We start from the raw sequence: 15222 nt of genomic DNA, 5'->3' as shown, positions 1-15222 counted from the left end.
CAGCGCTGAAGCTGAACCGTCCGGCGCTGTGCACCTCGGTTGTACGACAGGAGCACCCACACATGCGCCGGATTTCCCGGATCACGGTCGCAGGCGCAGCGACCGCCTCCCTGGCCCTCGCGCTCTCCGCCTGCGGCGGTACCTCGACCTCCGCCGGGTCGTCGGACTCGAAGGGCGACAAGGGCCTCGCCATCGCCTACGACGTCGGCGGCAAGGGCGACCAGTCCTTCAACGACGCCGCCTTCGCGGGCCTGGAGCAGGCGAAGAAGGAGTTCGGGTACCAGACGGCCGACGTGGAGCCCACCGAGGGCGAGACGGACGCCGACAAGGAGCAGCGCCTGGTCTCCCTGGCCAAGCAGGGTCACAACCCGGTCATCGGTGTCGGCTACGCGTACGCCGCGGCCGTCAAGGGTGCCGCGGAGAAGTTCCCGGACACCACGTTCGGCATCGTCGACGACGCCACGATCAACACCAAGAACGTGGCCGACCTGGTCTTCAACGAGGAGCAGGCCTCCTACCTGGCCGGTGTAGCCGCCGCCAAGACCAGCAAGAGCAAGGTCGTCGGCTTCGTCGGCGGTGTGGACATCCCGCTGATCCACAAGTTCCAGGCGGGCTTCGCGCAGGGCGTCAAGGACACCGACCCGAAGGTCAAGGTGCTCTCGCAGTACCTCACTCAGACGGCCGAGGAGGGCGGTTTCGCCAGCCCCGACAAGGGCAAGACGGCTGCCGAGGGTCAGATCGAGAAGAAGGCCGACGTCGTCTACGCGGCCGCCGGTCTGTCCGGTCAGGGCGTCATCGAGGCCGCCGCCGCCGAGAAGGTGTGGGCCATCGGTGTGGACTCCGACCAGTACCAGCAGGAGGCCCTTGCCAAGTACAAGGACTCCATCCTGACCTCGGCGATGAAGGACGTCGCCAAGGCGGTGTACAACCTGGCGAAGTCGGTCGAGGACGGCAAGCCCGAGACCGGTATCGTTCGTGGCGATCTGAAGACCGGCGAGGTGAGCCTGTCGAACTCCAACCCGAAGTTCGCGGACGACGCCGAGCTCCAGGCAGCCATCAAGACGGCCAAGGAGAAGATCATCAGCGGCGAGATCAAGGTCAAGAGCAGCTGACGAGCGACTGCCTCGAAGCAGGCGGTAACCCCCGGGGTTACGTCCGCTCGACGGGGTACGGGGAGCTGCTCCCCGTACCCCGTTGCCGCGGGGCGTCGGCCCCTTTGTATGCCGTAGGGGCGCTACGCGCGTAGACGGCCCCCGTCCCCAGGAGAGTGCGCCATCAACGCGTCCAGCAGCCCTCCGGCCGGAGCGGCGGTCAACGAATCGGTGACCGCCGTCGAACTCGCCGGGATCACCAAGCGTTTCCCCGGAGTCGTGGCCAACCACGACATCCACCTGAGCGTCCGCAAGGGCACCGTGCACGCCCTCGTCGGCGAGAACGGCGCCGGCAAGTCGACGCTGATGAAGATCCTCTACGGCATGCAGAAGCCGGACGAGGGCACCATCGCCGTCGACGGCGAGCAGGTCAGCTTCTCGTCGCCGGCCGACGCCATCGCCCGCGGCATCGGCATGGTCCACCAGCACTTCATGCTCGCCGACAACCTCACGGTCCTCGAGAACGTGGTGCTCGGCAGCGAGAAGCTCTACGGCATCGGCGCCAAGGCCCGCCGCAAGATCAAGGAGCTCTCCGAGCGCTACGGCCTCGGCGTCAAGCCCGACCTCCTCGTCGAGGAGCTCGGCGTCGCCGCCCGCCAGCGCGTGGAGATCCTCAAGGTCCTCTACCGCGGCGCCACCACCCTCATCCTCGACGAGCCGACCGCGGTCCTCGTCCCGCAGGAGGTCGACGCCCTCTTCGCGAACCTGCGCGAACTGAAGGCCGAGGGCCTGTCGGTCATCTTCATCTCGCACAAGCTCGGCGAGGTCCTCTCCGTCGCCGACGAGATCACCGTCATCCGCCGGGGCACCACCGTCGGCACCGCCGTCCCCGCCGAGACGACGCCCCGTCAGCTCGCCGAGATGATGGTCGGCAGCGAACTGCCGACGCCCGAGACGGCCGAGTCCACGGTCACCGACCGCCCGGTCATCGGCGTCGAGAAGCTGCGCCTGGCGGCCCCCGGCGGCAAGGCGCTCCTCGACGACATCACCTTCACCATCCACGCGGGCGAGGTCCTCGGCATCGCCGGCGTCGAGGGCAACGGCCAGACCGAACTGGTCGACGCCCTCATCGGCCTGCGGTCCGCCGACAGCGGCACCATCCGGCTCGCCGACGAGGAGATCACCGCCTGGCCCACCCGCAGGCGCCGCGAGCAGGGCATCGGCTACATCCCCGAGGACCGGCACCGTCACGGTCTCCTCCTGGAGGCGCCCCTCTGGGAGAACCGCATCCTCGGCCACGTCACCGAGAAGCCCCTCGCCAAGGGCATCTGGCTGGACCCGAAGGCGGCCCAGGAGGACACCCGCCGGATCGTGACGGAGTACGACGTCCGCACCCCCGGCATCGACGTCACCGCCGCCTCCCTGTCGGGCGGCAACCAGCAGAAGCTGATCGTCGGCCGCGAGATGAGCCACAAGCCGCGCTTCCTCATCGCCGCGCACCCCACCCGGGGCGTGGACGTCGGCGCCCAGGCCGCCATCTGGGACCACATCCGCGAGGCGCGCCGCGAGGGTCTGGCCGTGCTGCTGATCTCCGCCGACCTGGACGAGCTGATCGGCCTGTCCGACACGCTTCGCGTGATCTACAACGGCAAGCTGGTCGCGGACGCCGACCCGGCCACCATCACCCCCGAGGAGCTCGGCTCGGCCATGACCGGTGCCGTCACCGGGCACCTCGCGCACGACGACACCCCCGAGGTCTCGAAGGCCGACGCCCCCGAGTCTCCGGAAGACGAGGCCCGCTGATGAAGAAGTTCGACAAGGAGCGCCTGCTCCTCGCGGTGGCCGGACCGGTCATCGCGCTGGCCGTGGCCTTCGTGCTGAGCGCGATCGTGCTGCTCGCCTCGGGCAAGAGCCCCTTCGAGCCGTTCGCCCTGATGTTCGAGCAGCTGAGCTTCTCCGACATCCAGGTCCTGATCATCAACCAGGCCTCGATGTACTACATCGCGGCCCTCGCGGTGGCCATCGGCTTCCGGATGAACCTGTTCAACATCGGCGTCGACGGCCAGTACCAGCTCGGCGCCATGATGGCCGCCGTCGTCGGCGCCCACGTGAACCTGCCGTCCGCCCTGCAGGTCCCGCTGCTGCTCCTGACGGCCGTCCTCACCGGTGCCTTCTGGGCCGGCATCGCGGGTGTCCTCAAGGTCACCCGCGGGGTCAGCGAGGTCGTCGCCACGATCATGCTCAACGCGATCGCCACCTCCGTGATCGCCTACCTGTGGCTGCCGAACGTCTTCGGCGTCAAGGTCGGCAACAACAACACCACCGGCGAGATGTACGAGTCCGGCTGGATCCCCGGGATCAGCCTGGGCGACGCCGGTGAGATCTACGGCCTGGTCCTGCTGGCCGTGCTGCTCGGCATCGGCTACTGGATCGTCCTCAACCGCACCCGCTTCGGCTTCGACCTGCGCGCCTCCGGCGCCTCGACGAGCGCCGCCGCGGCCAGTGGTGTCGACCCCAAGCGCATGGTGCTGACCGCCATGCTGATCTCCGGCGCGATCGCGGGCCTGGCCGGCCTGCCGATCCTGCTCGGCGACACCCACACCTACAGCCTCAACTTCCCCACCGGCATCGGATTCCTCGGCATCGGCATCGCCCTGCTCGGCCGCAACAGCCCGGTCGGCATCGCCTTCGCCGCCCTGCTGTGGGCCTGGCTCGACAAGGCCTCGCCCGAGCTGGACTTCCACGGCTACGACAAGGAGATCGCGGTCATCATGCAGGGCCTGATCGTGCTCTCGGTCGTCGTCTCCTACGAGGCCGTCCGCGAATGGGGTCTGCGCCGCCAGCAGCGTCGCGTCGGCGCCGAACTCGCCGCCGGACACGTCCTCGGCGCTCAGAACACGAAGGAGGTGGCTGGCCGATGACCACCGCGACCGACGTCAACCAGCCCACGCTGCAGCCCGCGGCGCCGACCGGCCGCCGCCTGTCGTGGCCCGTCCTGCTGCTCGTCATCGCCGGAGGCCTGGCGCTCACCTCGATCGTCCGCCTCATCACGGGCGCCGACGGCATCACCAACGTCAGCCAGATGTCCACCGCGCTCCAGCTCGCCGTGCCGATCGGCCTCGCGGGTCTGGGCGGTCTGTGGGCCGAGCGCGCGGGCGTGGTCAACATCGGCCTCGAGGGCATGATGATCCTCGGCACCTGGTTCGGCGCCTGGGCCGGCTTCCAGTGGGGCCCGTGGACCGGTGTCCTGGTCGGCATCCTCGGCGGCGCGATCGGCGGTCTGCTGCACGCCTTCGTGACCGTCACCTTCAACGTCAACCACATCGTCTCCGGTGTGGCCATCAACATCCTCGCCCTCGGCGCCACCCGCTACCTCGCGCCCCTCGCCTTCGAGGGCCACACGGGCGGCTCCGCCAAGCAGTCCCCGGCGGTCGACACCCTCGGCCACTTCACGGTGCCGGGGCTGTCCGACGCGCTGCGCGACCTGAACAACCAGGGCTGGTTCTTCGTCTCCGACATCGCCGGGCTGCTCGGCGGCCTGGTCACCAACGTGTCCTGGCTGACCCTGATCGCCATCGCGCTGATCCCCGCCACCTGGTGGATCCTGTGGCGCACCGCCTTCGGCCTGCGGCTGCGCTCCTGCGGTGAGAACCCGGTGGCCGCCGAGTCCCTCGGCGTCAACGTCTACAAGTACAAGTACATCGCCGTCGTCATCTCCGGCGGTCTGGCCGGCCTCGGCGGTGTCTTCCTGTCCATCGTGGCCAACCCCTTCTACCTGGAGGGCCAGGTCAGCGGCCGCGGCTTCATCGGCCTCGCGGCGATGATCTTCGGCAACTGGATGCCGGGCGGCCTCGCCCTCGGCGCCGGCCTGTTCGGCTACACCGACAGCCTCAACCTGCGCGGCGGCTCCGCCAACGTGCACGCCCTGCTGCTGCTCGGCGCGCTCCTGCTGATCATCGGCGCCGTCTGGCTGGTCGTCCGCAAGAAGTACGCCCCGTCGATGATCACCGCGGTCGTCGCCGCCCTGGTGTTCGCCTGGTACGCCACCACCGACGAGGTCCCGAACCAGGTCGTCTCCGCCACGCCGTACGTCATCACCCTCGTCGTCCTCGCCATGTCCGCCCAGCGGCTGAGGATGCCGAAGGCCGACGGGCTGCCCTACCGGAAGGGGCAGGGCAAGTGACCGACGCCGGTCCCGCCGTCGACTGGGAGCAACTGCGCGCGGTGGCCCGGGACGCCATGTCCCGGGCGTACGCCCCCTACTCCGGCTACCCGGTCGGCGTGGCGGCCCGGGTCGACGACGGCCGGATCATCTCCGGATGCAACGTCGAGAACGCCTCGTACGGGCTCGGACTGTGCGCCGAGTGCGGTCTGGTGTCGGAGCTGCACAGCACCGGCGGCGGGCGGCTGACGCACTTCACCTGCGTCGACCGCAACGGCGACACGCTCGTCCCGTGCGGCCGCTGCCGCCAGCTGCTCCACGAGTTCGGCGGCCCGGAGCTCCTGCTGGAGACCCCGGCGGGGATCCTGCCGCTCTCGGAGATGCTGCCCCAGGCCTTCGGCCCGGAGCACCTCAGCAAGTAACCACCGTGCGGCCCCTCTGAGTTGCTCACGCGACCGGCTCAGGGGGGCCGTACGGCTTCTGGAAACCTCGGAAGGAAGCCAAGCCATGGCCATGGACGTCATCTCCGTCATCCGCACCAAGCGGGACCGCGGTGAGCTCAGCGACGCACAGATCGACTGGGTCATCGACGCGTACACCCGCGGGGAGGTCGCCGACGAGCAGATGTCCGCTCTCGCCATGGCGATCCTGCTGAACGGCATGAACCGCCGCGAGATCGCCCGCTGGACGGCCGCGATGATCGCCTCCGGCGAGCGCATGGACTTCTCGTCCCTTTCCCGCCCGACCGCCGACAAGCACTCCACGGGCGGTGTCGGCGACAAGATCACATTGCCCCTGGCGCCCCTGGTGGCTGCCTGTGGCGCGGCCGTCCCGCAGCTGTCCGGCCGCGGCCTCGGCCACACCGGCGGCACCCTCGACAAGCTGGAGTCCATCCCCGGCTGGCGCGCGCTGCTGTCCAACGAGGAGATGCTGAACGTCCTCGACACCACCGGCGCCGTCATCTGCGCGGCCGGCGACGGCCTGGCCCCCGCCGACAAGAAGCTCTACGCCCTGCGGGACGTCACCGGCACGGTCGAGGCTATCCCGCTGATCGCGTCGTCGATCATGTCCAAGAAGATCGCCGAGGGCACCGGTTCGCTCGTGCTGGACGTGAAGGTCGGCACCGGGGCCTTCATGAAGACCATCGAGGACGCCCGCGAACTGGCCTCCACCATGGTCGGCCTCGGCACGGACCACGGCGTGAAGACGGTCGCACTGCTGACGGACATGTCCACCCCGCTGGGTCTGACGGCCGGCAACGCCCTGGAGGTCCGCGAGTCGGTCGAGGTCCTGGCCGGCGGCGGCCCCGCGGACGTGGTCGAGCTGACGGTGGCCCTGGCCCGCGAAATGCTGGAAGCGGCCGGCATCAAGGACGCCGACCCGGCGAAGGCCCTGGCCGACGGCTCGGCGATGGACGTCTGGCGGCGCATGATCGCGGCCCAGGGCGGCGACCCGGACGCGACGCTTCCGGTGGCCCGCGAGCAGCACGTGATCAAGGCCCCGGCCTCGGGCGTGCTGACCCGTCTCGACGCCTACGACATCGGCGTCGCGGCCTGGCGTCTCGGCGCGGGCCGTGCCCGCAAGGAGGACCCGGTGCAGGCGGGCGCGGGCGTCGAGCTGCACGCCAAGCCGGGCGACACGGTCACCGAGGGCCAGCCCCTGCTGACCCTCCACACGGACACCCCCGAGCGCTTCGACTACGCCCTCCAGTCGATCGAGGGCTCCTACGACCTCGCAGCGCCCGGGACGGACTTCACGGCCTCGCCGGTGGTGCTGGAACGTATCGCCTGACCAGGCGGTTTCCCTTTTGGGTGAACGGGACCGGTGGACCCCCGCCGGTCCCGTTCGGCATGCTGGGATCGCCGTCCAACGCCCACAACGGCATCGCTGAACTGGTTCAGCGAGCCCTGTACGAGGTCATCCCGAGGCACTGGGGCATCTACCAGACTCTGGGTACGGCGGTCCCGTCCCGCGACGGGCTCTACATTCCTGATCTCGCGGTGGCCCCCAGGCAGGTGCTGCGTGACGAGGGTGGCAACTTCATCCCGGCAGCTGCCGCCGAACTCATCGTCGAGATCACGTCCAAGCCGAACGCGGCGCACGACCGGATCAAGAAGGCAGCAGGCTACGCCCAGGCGGGTGTCCCGCTGTATCTGCTCATCGACGGCTGGGCCCCCGGCGGCCCTACCATCACGCTCCACGACGAACCGCAACGGGATGTCTACCGGGTTCTCGACGCGGGCAAGTTCGGAGAACATGTCGCGCTGCCCGAGCCCTTCGGCCTCGCACTCGACACCGGCGAGTTCGCCGAGAACTGAGTCACCCCAGCACTGCCGCCACCACCACCAGCACCGGTACCGACAGCACCGTCGACAGCAGGATCGCCTCCCTCGCCAGCACCTCGCCGACGCGATAGCTGCTCGCGTACGTGAAGAGGTTCTGCGCCGCCGGGAGCGCCGACGTCACCACCACGTCGAGCAGGGAGGCCCCGTGGAGGCCGAAGAGGCCCGTTGCGAAGGCCCAGGCGGCCAGGGGCTGGGCGACAGACTTGAGAGCCACCGCGAGGAGCACAGGGGCCCGTTCCGCGCCGCGCAGGGGGAGGGTGCTGCCGCGCAGCGAGATGCCGAACGCCAGCAGGACCGCCGGGACCGACATGTTGCCGATCAGGGTGAGGGGATCCATGAGGGGGCCCGGCACCGCGAGGCCCGCCGCCGAGACCGCCACCCCGGCCAGGGAGCCCAGCGCTATCGGATTGCGCAGCGGGGTGAGCAACCGCTGCCACAGGGGCCGCTTGTCCCCGCCGCTCGCCAGGTCCAGGACCGTCAGCGCCACCGGCGTCACACCGACCAGCTGGAACAGCAGCACCGGCGCGACCAGTGAGGCGTCGCCCAGCACGTACACGGCGATCGGAATGCCCAGGTTCCCGGAGTTGACGTAGCTGGAGCACAGCGCGCCGATCGTGGTCCGGCCCACGCCCCACCCGCGGGCCGCGCCCACCGCCATGAAGACACCCGCCGCCGCTGCCGTGCTCATCGCCGTGACCAGCAGCCGGTCGGAGAAGATCACCGACAGGTCGGCCTGCGCGAGCGTCGTGAAGAGCAGCGCCGGGGAGGCCACGTGGAAGGCGAGCTTGGTGAGAACCTCGCGGCCTCCGTCCCCCAGATACCCCCGGCGCCCGATCAGATAGCCGACACCTATGACGACGGCGATGACCGCGAACCCGCTCAACACCCCCTGCACATTGCCTCCTCACCGGTGAGGAAGGCATCGGGCAGCGCGGTGGGAGCGGATGGTTGGGGCATACACCCAACCCTCTGGGGAAGGCGCCGCCCGGGTCAATGTGATCCTCACGGCGCCGACCGGCCGTGACCGCGCCCCGGGAGGACGGAACAACGCGATGAGTTACAGCCGCCCGCCCGGTCTACCGATCGTGGACGCCATGACACCCCCCGTGCTCGTACTGGCCGGCCCCGCCACCCGGGACGAGGTGAGGGGGCTCGGCGACGATGTGCGGGCACTGCTGCACGGCAGCGGTGCCCGGGTCGTGGTGTGCGACGTCGGGGGATGGGGACTGGGACCGCCGGGCCTGGCCGCCGTCGACCTGCTGGCGAAACTCCAGCTGGCCGCCCGGCGCGCCGGGGGACGGATCCGGCTGCGCGACCCCGACCCGGCTCTACGCGCCCTGCTCGACCTGGTCGGTCTCCGCTTCGAGGTGGAGGGGGAGGTCGAAGAGCGGGAACCAGCGCTGGGTGTCGAGGAAGCAGTGGAACCCGGTGATCCGGCCGTCTGAGATCTCCAGCACCTGGACCGCCCACGGCATGAAGCCGCCGCGCTCCGGGTCCGGCTTGTACTGGGCGAACCCCGGCAGGCCGTTGACCTGGACGGGCACCAGCCGGGAGCCGGCGCAGGGCGCGCCGAGGGTGGTCATGAAGCCGGTGATGTCCCGCGTACCGGTCAGCCACAGGTCGAACGGCGGCATCGTCATGACCGCGTCCTCGTGCAGCAGGGCCGTCAGCGCCGTCATGTCGTAGCCCTCGAAGGCCGCCACATAGCGGTCCAGCAGCTTCTTCTGGTCCTCGTCCAGCGGGTCGGAGACGGCCGCGTCGGCGCCCGGCTCCTGCCGCTCGGCCAGGGTGGCGCGGGCCCGCTGGAGAGCGCTGTTCACCGACGCCACCGAGGTGTCCAGCAGCTCGGCGACCTCACTGGCCTTCCAGGCCAGGACCTCGCGCAGGATCAGCACGGCGCGCTGCTTGGCCGGGAGCTTCTGCAGAGCGGCCATGAAGGCGAGCCGCACGGACTCCTTGGCGACCGCCGCCTCGGCCGGGTCGCCGGTCGTGGGCAGCACACGGGCATCCGGCATGGGCTCCAGCCAGGTGTTGTCCGGTCGGGGGGAGAGGGCGGCCTGGGCGAGCGGGGTGGACTCGGTCAGATCCATGGGCCGGGCGCGCTTGTTGCCCGCGTTCAGCATGTCCAGGCACACGTTGGTCGCGATCCGGTAGAGCCAGGAGCGCAGACTGGAACGGCCCTCGAACTTGTCGTAGCTGCGCCAGGCGCGGACCATCGTGTCCTGCACCGCGTCCTCGGCCTCGAAGGAGGAGCCGAGCATCCGGTAGCAGTACCCCGTCAGCTCCGTGCGGTGCGCCTCCAGCCTGGTGTCCAGGTCCGTCGGTGTCGCCGTGCCGTTCGCCATCTCCACCCACCCCTGTGGACGTTCTGTTCACGCGCCGTCGCGCCCCAGCACTTCGGAAGCTACCGCAGCCCACTGACAACGGCCCCCCGAGCGAACGAAAGAGCAGGTCGGGGCGTGTGGCCCGGAAAGCCCGCGACCGTCCCGCAGGCCTTCACGGGAACTCCTCGACCCGCATGGCCGGATGCCGGTGCTCCCCGACACCCGCGGCAGCGACCGTCGGTCCCGTCGTCACTGCATGAGAAAGCCCCCGGCCCGGGTCCGGTGATCAGCCGGCGCGGACGGAAACCGCACCCCCTGACGACCGCCCCGGCCGGGGGATCCTCGCCGGCGCTCAGGCGGCGGCCAGGTGGCGGCGCTGCAGCCGGGCCGCCCTGGTTCCGAAGACGGTGATCGTCACGACGCCCAGGACCGCCAGCAGTCCGACCCCGACCGTCCCGGCCCAGCCGCCCGCGTGGAAGGCGATCGCGCCGACGGTGCTTCCCGCGCTGGAGCCGATGTAGTACGCCGACTGGTACAGCGCCGAGGCCTGGGCGCGGCCGTGCGCGGCCGTCTTGCTGACCGCCGAGGAGGCGACCGCGTGACCCGCGAAGAACCCGGCCGTGATCAGGACCAGGCCCAGCAGGACCAGTGGGAGGGAGCCCGCCAGGGACAGCAGCAGGCCCGCCGCCGTCGTACCGCCGCCCGCGTACAGCGCGCCCCGGCGGCCCAGCCGGCCGACCAGGCGGCCCGCGGTCGACGCCGACACGGTGCCCACCAGGTACACCAGGAAGATCGAGCCGATGATGCCCTGCGGCAGCGAGAACGGGGCCTCGGTCAGCCGGTAGCCGATGACCGTGTACACGCCGCCGAACACCGTCATGAACAGCGCGCCGATCGCGTACAGCCGGCACAGCAGCGGGTTGGACAGGTGGTCACGGACCGTCCGGGCCAGGACGCCCGGCCGCAGCGAACCGGCCTTGAAGTGCTTCGGGGCGGGGAGCAGTGCCCGGAAGGCCACCGCGCACGCCACCGCGATCACGCCGATGACCCCGACGGCGACCCGCCAGCCCCACTCCTGCGCGACCCAGCCGGTGATGACCCGGCCGCTCATCCCGCCCACGCTGTTGCCCGCGACGAACAGGCCGATCGCGGTGACCAGCGCCTTGGGGCTGACCTCCTCCGCGAGGTACGCGGTCGCCGACGCCGGCAGTCCGGCCAGGGCGGCGCCCTGCAGCGCCCGCAGCGCGATCAGCACACCGAGGGAGGGGGCGAGGGGCACCAGCAGCCCGAGCGTGACGGCCACGGCGAGCGACGCGGTCATGACCGCACGCCGTCCGAAGCGCTCCGACAGGGCGCTCATCGGCAGCACGAACAGCGCCAGCCCGCCCGTCGCGGCGGCCACCGTCCAGCTCGCGTCGCTCGCCGCCACCCCGAACTCGCCGGAGATCAGCGGGAGCAGGGCCTGGGTGGAGTACAGCAGCGCGAAGGTCGCGACACCCGCGAGGAAGAGGGCGAAGCTCATCCGGCGGTAGCCGGGGCCGCCCGGGGACACACGTGAGTCGGCAGTGGGAACAGAGGCATCGGCGCCCACGACGGTGGACGCCCCGGTACTGGCGGGAGACATGCCTCGAACCTACGGACGGCCCCACTCATCCGTCCAATGCATGGAACGGTCATAATCGTTCCCATGGCGCATCAACCGAGCTCACAGCCCCGCCTGTCACCGAGTAGTGACACAGAAGACATGGCGGAGATGTCCAAGCTGCTGGCTCCGCGCCTCGCGTACTTCGCGGGCGTCGCCCGCACCGAGCACGTCACGCGCGCCGCCCAGGAGATGAACGTCCCCCAGTCGACCCTCTCCCGCTCCATGGCCCGCCTGGAGCAGGACCTGGGCGTCGACCTGTTCGCCCGGCACGGCCGCACGGTCTCCCTCACCCCGGCCGGCCGCACCTTCCTCGCCTCCGTCGATCGCGCCCTGGCCGAGGTCGAGCGCGCCGCCGAGGAGGTGCGCGCCGACGCCGACCCCACCACCGGCAAGGTCGCCTTCGGCTTCCTGCACACCATGGGCGCCGAGACCGTCCCGGGCCTCCTGCACGCCTTCCGCGCCGACCACCCGCGCGTCCGCTTCAGCCTCGTCCAGAACTACGGCGAGGCCATGCTGGAACGCCTCCGCGCCGGCGAACTCGACCTGTGCCTGACGTCCCCGGTGCCGGACGCCCCCGACCTGGTGGCCCGCCGCCTGGACGAGCAGAAGCTGCGCCTGGTCGTGCCCGCCGACCACTCCCTCGCGGGGCGCCGCCGCATCCGCCTCGCCGAGGCGGCCGACGAAACCTTCGTCACCCTGGAACCCGGCTACGGCCTGCGCCGCATCACCGACGACCTCTGCAAGGAGGCCGGCTTCAAACCCCGCATCGCCTTCGAGGGGGAGGAGGCGGAAACGCTGAGGGGCCTGGTGGCGGCGGGCCTCGGCGTGGCCCTCCTGCCCCCACCGGCCGTCCCCCGCCCGGGAGTCGTCGAACTGACGGTGACGGCCCCGCGCGCCGTCAGAGAGATCGGTGTGGCCTGGCTGGAGGGCCACCCGGACACGCCGCCGGTGGCGGCCTTCAAGAAGTTCCTTCTCTCGAGAAGGGGCAGCCTGCTGCCCACCTGAAGGGTCGCGGGGAACCGCGCGAGCGGCCCACCACCGACCCGCACCTCGAGGACCATGAGCACCTCACATGGCGCTACCGCCTCGAAGGGCTGAACCCCGCAGCGAGCGGCATCCGCAACCCCAACGGCGGCGGCGCGGCGAACGCGTCCCGCACCGGCCGCGAAACCGGCCGCCCGAACAACGCCCCCATCACGAAGTCCTCGGCCAGCGCCAGCACTTCGTCCCGGTACTGATGCAACCCGTGCCCGTCGGCGTGCACTTCGAACCGGCACACGTCCCGGTTCGCCTTCTTCGCCCGCGCCGCCAGCCGGAACGACAGCTCCGGATCCGTCCGCCCGTCGTTCGTGCCGTGCACGATCAGCACCTGGCGCCCGACCAACTGCTTCACCGGTTCGGGTGGCGCCGTGACGTCCTCCTCCGGGAGCCAAGGGGCGAGCGCCAGCACGGAGTTGACGGCGTCGTGACCGCCCGCCCGCAGCGCTGCCCGGCCCCCCATCCCGAGACCGGCCAGACAGACCGGGACGTCCCCGTACCGCCGTACGACCTCGTCGGCCGCCCAGGTCGCGTCCTGCGCGAGATTGGCCTCGCCGCCGTTCCAGCCGCGGCAGCGGTAGTGCACCACGTGTGTGGCGAGGCCCTCGCCCCGGCCGGCGCGGGCCAGACGGCGCCCGACGGCGCGCACCGAGGCGGTCGCCAGCAGGGGGGACGGTCTGCGGCTCGAGACCTCGTCGCCGCCGGGGAGCAGCAGCACCACGCCGCTCACCGCCGCCGTCGGTTCCGGACCGAGTGTCCTGCCCAGCCGTGCCCTGCGAACCGGCGTCGCTTGGTGTGCCATGACAGAACAGTGTCAGAAGCGCGGGTGTACACAACCCGTCGCCGGGGTCACCGTTGCGTATCGACGAAAACGCACGGCATCCGGCAACGCGCCATCTACGCGCGTAGGAGTTAGAGTGCGGAAATGACGAGCCAGACCATTGCGAACACCCCGACACCGGACCAGATCCGCCGGGCGCCCAAGGTTCTGCTGCACGACCACCTCGACGGCGGTCTGCGCCCCGGCACGATCGTCGAACTCGCCCGCGAGAACGGCTACACCCAGCTCCCCGACACCGACCCCGAGAAGCTCGGCGTCTGGTTCCGCGAGGCCGCCGACTCCGGCTCCCTGGAACGGTACTTGGAGACCTTCTCCCACACCGTCGGCGTCATGCAGACCCGTGAGGCCCTGGTCCGGGTCGCCGCCGAGTGCGCCGAGGACCTGGCCGCGGACGGGGTCGTCTACGCCGAGGTGCGCTACGCCCCCGAGCAGCACCTGGAGGGCGGCCTCGGCCTCGAAGAGGTCGTCGAGGCCGTCAACGAGGGCTTCAGGGAAGGCGAGCGGCGGGCACGGGAGAACGGTCAGCGCATCCGCGTGGGCGCGCTGCTCACCGCCATGCGGCACGCGGCCCGCGCCCTGGAGATCGCCGAACTCGCCAACCGGTACCGGGACCTGGGCGTCGTCGGCTTCGACATCGCGGGCGCCGAGGCCGGCTACCCGCCCACCCGGCACCTCGACGCCTTCGAGTACCTCAAGCGCGAGAACAACCACTTCACCATCCACGCCGGGGAGGCCTTCGGGCTGCCCTCCATCTGGCAGGCCCTCCAGTGGTGCGGCGCCGACCGGCTCGGTCACGGCGTGCGGATCATCGACGACATCCAGGTCCACGAGGACGGCCGCGTCGAACTCGGGCGGCTCGCCTCCTACGTCCGGGACAAGCGCATCCCGCTGGAGCTGTGCCCGAGCTCCAACCTCCAGACCGGAGCGGCCGCCTCGTACGCCGAGCACCCGATCGGGCTGCTGCGACGGCTGCATTTCCGCGCCACCGTAAATACGGACAATCGTCTTATGTCGCACACCAGCATGAGCCGGGAATTCGAGCACCTCGTCGAGGCATTCGGATACACGCTCGACGACATGCAGTGGTTCTCTGTCAATGCGATGAAATCAGCGTTCATTCCTTTCGATGAACGACTGGCCATGATCAATGACGTCATCAAGCCCGGATATGCCGAGTTGAAATCCGAATGGCTGTTCCGTCAAACCGCCTCCACCAGCGGTTCTGTCCCTTCGGGCGACTGAATCAGGGGTATTCGGCACACGGGTGCGCCGGCCGTGTTCACAATCCGTCCGCATTTCGATGTTTGCGGCGGGTGGTGCGGGGTGTTTACGGTCGCTTGACCGCTCAGCCACTCCGTCATCCCGTTACGAGGACGCATTTCATGAAGCAGTCTGCTGCCAAGTCCCTCGGTGTCGCCGCTCTCGGTGCCGCCTTCGCCGTATCCGGTGCGGGCGCCGCCAACGCCGCCCTCCCGGCCACCGCCCAGACGCTGGAGACCGTCACCACCGCGCTCCCGGCGGAGCAGCTCTCCCAGACGGTGCCGGGCTCGGGTGAGGCGCTGGGCCAGGGGCAGGCGGCGGTCGGTGCCGGTCACGCCGCCGCCCAGCCGGCCGCCGAGCAGATCCTCGCAGGCGGTCCGACGGGCCCGGACGCCAAGCTGCTGGGCGGGCTCCCGGTGCAGGGTCTGCCCACGCAGGGTCTGCCCACGCAGGGTCTGCCCACGCAGGGTCTGTCCACGCAGGGCCTGCCGGTCAACGGCGTGCCGGTCGGCTGAC

The 15222-nt window shown here is 70.6% G+C and carries 15 protein-coding genes; 11 read left to right on the top strand and 4 right to left on the bottom strand.

All coding sequences use genetic code 11. The features are described 5' to 3' along the window. Positions 1-62 precede the first annotated feature (62 nt). From AB0937_RS23580 to AB0937_RS23550, 7 genes are all read left to right on the top strand, one after another. Positions 63-1112, top strand: coding sequence for a BMP family ABC transporter substrate-binding protein (locus tag AB0937_RS23580; protein ID WP_366714164.1), 1050 nt, complete (start codon positions 63-65; stop codon positions 1110-1112). A gap of 210 nt (positions 1113-1322) precedes the next feature. Beyond that, positions 1323-2894 (top strand): ABC transporter ATP-binding protein, encoded by a 1572-nt coding sequence (locus AB0937_RS23575; protein ID WP_366714163.1) that lies wholly within the window; start codon positions 1323-1325, stop codon positions 2892-2894. Beyond that, positions 2894-4012: an ABC transporter permease gene (locus tag AB0937_RS23570; protein WP_366714162.1), complete on the top strand. Its 1119-nt coding sequence runs from the start codon at positions 2894-2896 to the stop codon at positions 4010-4012. Before AB0937_RS23575 ends, AB0937_RS23570 begins: the two co-directional genes overlap by 1 nt. Next, the gene (locus tag AB0937_RS23565) at positions 4009-5274 is read left to right on the top strand and encodes an ABC transporter permease (protein ID WP_366714161.1); all 1266 of its coding nucleotides are present in this window, start codon (positions 4009-4011) and stop codon (positions 5272-5274) included. Before AB0937_RS23570 ends, AB0937_RS23565 begins: the two co-directional genes overlap by 4 nt. After that, entirely contained in the window at positions 5271-5675 is a 405-nt protein-coding gene (locus AB0937_RS23560; RefSeq protein WP_366714160.1) for a cytidine deaminase, read from the top strand. The genes AB0937_RS23565 and AB0937_RS23560 overlap by 4 nt, the downstream gene beginning before the upstream one ends. 85 nt (positions 5676-5760) lie before the next feature. Then, complete coding sequence (locus tag AB0937_RS23555; protein ID WP_366714159.1) at positions 5761-7044, top strand: thymidine phosphorylase; 1284 nt, start codon at positions 5761-5763, stop codon at positions 7042-7044. Between the two features lie 59 nt (positions 7045-7103). Beyond that, positions 7104-7571: a Uma2 family endonuclease gene (locus tag AB0937_RS23550; protein WP_366714158.1), complete on the top strand. Its 468-nt coding sequence runs from the start codon at positions 7104-7106 to the stop codon at positions 7569-7571. Position 7572: 1 nt separating this feature from the next. On the opposite strand, the gene AB0937_RS23545 is transcribed toward AB0937_RS23550, so the two are convergent. After that, positions 7573-8493, bottom strand: coding sequence for an AEC family transporter (locus AB0937_RS23545; RefSeq protein WP_366714157.1), 921 nt, complete (start codon positions 8491-8493; stop codon positions 7573-7575). Positions 8494-8650: 157 nt separating this feature from the next. Here AB0937_RS23545 and AB0937_RS23540 point away from each other — a divergent pair, with 157 nt between their 5' ends. Further along, a complete protein-coding gene (locus AB0937_RS23540) occupies positions 8651-9043 on the top strand; it encodes an STAS domain-containing protein (RefSeq protein WP_366714156.1) in 393 nt (130 codons plus the stop codon). On the opposite strand, the gene AB0937_RS23535 is transcribed toward AB0937_RS23540, so the two are convergent. After that, positions 8927-9943: a sigma-70 family RNA polymerase sigma factor gene (locus AB0937_RS23535; RefSeq protein WP_366714155.1), complete on the bottom strand. Its 1017-nt coding sequence runs from the start codon at positions 9941-9943 to the stop codon at positions 8927-8929. The two genes, AB0937_RS23540 and AB0937_RS23535, sit on opposite strands and share 117 nt — an antisense overlap. A gap of 331 nt (positions 9944-10274) precedes the next feature. Next, entirely contained in the window at positions 10275-11546 is a 1272-nt protein-coding gene (locus AB0937_RS23530; protein WP_366714154.1) for an MFS transporter, read from the bottom strand. A gap of 63 nt (positions 11547-11609) precedes the next feature. Between AB0937_RS23530 and AB0937_RS23525 the strand changes: the two genes are divergently transcribed. Beyond that, positions 11610-12572, top strand: coding sequence for a LysR family transcriptional regulator (locus tag AB0937_RS23525; protein ID WP_366714153.1), 963 nt, complete (start codon positions 11610-11612; stop codon positions 12570-12572). Between the two features lie 73 nt (positions 12573-12645). On the opposite strand, the gene AB0937_RS23520 is transcribed toward AB0937_RS23525, so the two are convergent. Beyond that, positions 12646-13407 (bottom strand): alpha/beta hydrolase, encoded by a 762-nt coding sequence (locus AB0937_RS23520; protein ID WP_366714152.1) that lies wholly within the window; start codon positions 13405-13407, stop codon positions 12646-12648. Positions 13408-13530: 123 nt separating this feature from the next. Here AB0937_RS23520 and AB0937_RS23515 point away from each other — a divergent pair, with 123 nt between their 5' ends. Continuing rightward, positions 13531-14688 (top strand): adenosine deaminase, encoded by a 1158-nt coding sequence (locus AB0937_RS23515; protein WP_366714151.1) that lies wholly within the window; start codon positions 13531-13533, stop codon positions 14686-14688. Positions 14689-14828: 140 nt separating this feature from the next. Further along, on the top strand, positions 14829-15221 hold the full coding sequence (locus AB0937_RS23510; protein ID WP_366714150.1) for an ATP-binding protein: 393 nt from the start codon (positions 14829-14831) through the stop codon (positions 15219-15221). The last annotated feature ends 1 nt before the right edge of the window (position 15222 follow it).

The organism is Streptomyces sp. NPDC047880, from assembly GCF_040706515.1.
Classification (GTDB): domain Bacteria; phylum Actinomycetota; class Actinomycetes; order Streptomycetales; family Streptomycetaceae; genus Streptomyces.
The sequence above is the reverse complement of the archived record's forward strand: the minus strand, read 5'-3'. Positions and strand labels throughout refer to the sequence as shown.

Bases quoted from the DNA above. Each gene is read 5' to 3' on its own strand.
- AB0937_RS23580 (WP_366714164.1), top strand. From the start codon at position 63: ATGCGCCGGATTTCCCGGATCACGGTCGCAGGCGCAGCGACCGCCTCC.
- AB0937_RS23570 (WP_366714162.1), top strand. From the start codon at position 2,894: ATGAAGAAGTTCGACAAGGAGCGCCTGCTCCTCGCGGTGGCCGGACCG.
- AB0937_RS23565 (WP_366714161.1), top strand. From the start codon at position 4,009: ATGACCACCGCGACCGACGTCAACCAGCCCACGCTGCAGCCCGCGGCG.
- AB0937_RS23555 (WP_366714159.1), top strand. From the start codon at position 5,761: ATGGCCATGGACGTCATCTCCGTCATCCGCACCAAGCGGGACCGCGGT.
- AB0937_RS23550 (WP_366714158.1), top strand. From the start codon at position 7,104: ATGCTGGGATCGCCGTCCAACGCCCACAACGGCATCGCTGAACTGGTT.
- AB0937_RS23540 (WP_366714156.1), top strand. From the start codon at position 8,651: ATGAGTTACAGCCGCCCGCCCGGTCTACCGATCGTGGACGCCATGACA.
- AB0937_RS23535 (WP_366714155.1), bottom strand. From the start codon at position 9,943: ATGGCGAACGGCACGGCGACACCGACGGACCTGGACACCAGGCTGGAG.
- AB0937_RS23530 (WP_366714154.1), bottom strand. From the start codon at position 11,546: ATGTCTCCCGCCAGTACCGGGGCGTCCACCGTCGTGGGCGCCGATGCC.
- AB0937_RS23525 (WP_366714153.1), top strand. From the start codon at position 11,610: ATGGCGCATCAACCGAGCTCACAGCCCCGCCTGTCACCGAGTAGTGAC.
- AB0937_RS23520 (WP_366714152.1), bottom strand. From the start codon at position 13,407: ATGGCACACCAAGCGACGCCGGTTCGCAGGGCACGGCTGGGCAGGACA.
- AB0937_RS23515 (WP_366714151.1), top strand. From the start codon at position 13,531: ATGACGAGCCAGACCATTGCGAACACCCCGACACCGGACCAGATCCGC.
- AB0937_RS23510 (WP_366714150.1), top strand. From the start codon at position 14,829: ATGAAGCAGTCTGCTGCCAAGTCCCTCGGTGTCGCCGCTCTCGGTGCC.